The organism is Egibacteraceae bacterium (assembly GCA_040905805.1).
Taxonomy (GTDB): domain Bacteria; phylum Actinomycetota; class Nitriliruptoria; order Euzebyales; family Egibacteraceae; genus DATLGH01.
Map to the genome: position 1 here is coordinate 1 of JBBDQS010000022.1, position 1778 is coordinate 1778.

Annotated in this window: 3 protein-coding genes; 1 reads left to right on the forward strand and 2 read right to left on the reverse strand. The window is 70.9% G+C overall.

Annotated elements, in window-relative coordinates; genetic code table 11:
• Nucleotides 1-276 (reverse strand): metal-sensitive transcriptional regulator (locus WD250_03835; GenBank protein ID MEX2619329.1); only part of this gene is annotated, 276 nt, incomplete at its 3' end.
• Nucleotides 277-435: 159 nt separating this feature from the next.
• Between WD250_03835 and WD250_03840 the strand changes: the two genes are divergently transcribed.
• Nucleotides 436-837, forward strand: coding sequence for a cytochrome c (locus WD250_03840; GenBank protein MEX2619330.1), 402 nt, complete (start codon nucleotides 436-438; stop codon nucleotides 835-837).
• A gap of 16 nt (nucleotides 838-853) precedes the next feature.
• Here the strand turns inward: WD250_03840 and WD250_03845 are convergent, their stop codons facing one another.
• Nucleotides 854-1501 (reverse strand): plastocyanin/azurin family copper-binding protein, encoded by a 648-nt coding sequence (locus WD250_03845; GenBank protein ID MEX2619331.1) that lies wholly within the window; start codon nucleotides 1499-1501, stop codon nucleotides 854-856.
• Nucleotides 1502-1778: the final 277 nt, after the last annotated feature.

Genomic DNA, 1778 nt, shown 5'->3' on the forward strand with positions numbered 1-1778 from the left:
CAGCAGACGGTCGACGAGCGCCAGCACGTCGTCGAGCCGGTCGGTGTCGTCGGGCATGGCGTGTGCGGCGTTCAGGCGCTCAGCGGCCGTGTCGTGCACGATCGCGATCGCCACGCCGCGCAGGGCGGCACGGACGGCCGCGATCTGATCGAGCAGCTCCTCGGCGGAACGTTGCTGGTCCCACATCCGGCGTAGCCCCGCGGCCTGTCCCTCGATGCGTGCGAGTCGGCAGCGCACCGCGGTGTCGGTGTCGAGCGATGTCAGGGTCGCGGCCATCGGGTGCCGGTCTTCAGACTGCACGCGAAGCGTCGCTGCAGTGCGTCAAGCGCGAGGTCGGGACCGGTCAAGTTCCCATCAAGGTCAGCGTGGGGCGATGGTGGGGTGCCGGTGCCCCTCTACGGTGGGCCCGTGAGATCGGGCAGACCACGTTCGCGTGTGCTGGCGGTCGTGGCCGTGGTTGCGACCGTCGCTGCGGCATGCGGCAACCGCGGGTTCGACCCGGACCCCGATGTGGTCGCCCGCGGCGAGCAGCTGTACGCCGCATCGTGCGTGCAGTGCCACGGAGGTCCGACCGGCGGGCAGATCAGTGACATCCCGCCCCGCCACAACGCCCAGGGACACACCTGGCACCACGCCGACTGCCTGCTCACCGACATCGTGCTCGACGGGCTCCCACCACGTCCGGGTGCGTCCGGCGACGAGATCATGCCGGCGTTCCGCGGCGAGCTCACCGAGCCTGAGGTCGACGCGATCCTGACCTACCTCAAGACCTGGTGGACCGACGAGCAACGGCAGGCCCAGGCCGAGGTGACCGCGGCCGAGTGTCCCGGCGAGTGACCGAAGACACCGCCCGTCAGTCGGCCGCGGTGACCTCGATCGTTCCGCGCATCCCGCCTTGGGCGTGGCCGGGGACGCTGCAGTAGAACTCGTACCGTCCCAGCTCGGTGAACTCGCCGGCGCCGGAAGCCTGCTCGCCGGCCTCGGCCGCCAGCACCACATCGGCGCCGGGCACCGTCAGGTCGTGGAACGCCTCGCCGGTGTTGACCAGCCGAAGGTTGACCGGCTCACCCGCCGTCACCTGGATGGTGGCGGGGTCGAACCACAGCTCGCCTGCCTCGACGTCGACCTCGCGGGCGCCATCGACGACCTGCGTGGTCGACGACGTCGAGCCGCGCCACCCCATGTGGCCGCCCATCCATCCCCCGCCGCCCCAGCTCGTCATCCCGAACCAGATGAGCAGGATCACGACGAGCGTGGCCGCCGCGATGGCCGCGACGGGCCCGCCCCACCCACCCGACCGAGACACCGAGACGGAGCCGCGCTCGTGCAGGCCCTGGCTTCGTTGCGCGTGCTCCTCGACGGTCAGGTCACCCTCGGCCAGCCGCCGGTCCAGTACCTGTACGGCGACATCGTCACGGTCGTCACTGCGCCGCTGGGACGCCCACACGGCGGCGATGACGCCCACCACGATCAGCACGAGCCACGGTCCCATCAGCATCATCGTCGTTCCTTCACGTCGCGAAGAGCTCACTGCCCAACGTGCCAGCGACCGGTCAAGCCGCGTCAGGATCCCGGTCAAGACCTCGTCAAGGGTGGCAGCGATCCCACCGGCGTCAGCCGGTGGGGCAGTCGCGCTCGGCCGGCCGGTCGAAGTCGGGGACCGCCCGGGCGTCTGCCTCTTCGGGGGTGGTCGCCGGGCCGTTCTCCGCGATGTCCTGGATCAGCCAGTCCATCTCGAGGATCTCGCGTCGCTGGGCCTCGCTGATCGCCACCGCGAG

What these genes read in the sequence shown, in the direction of transcription:
- WD250_03845 (MEX2619331.1), bottom strand. Translation starts at nt 1,501, where the DNA reads ATGATGCTGATGGGACCGTGGCTCGTGCTGATCGTGGTGGGCGTCATC.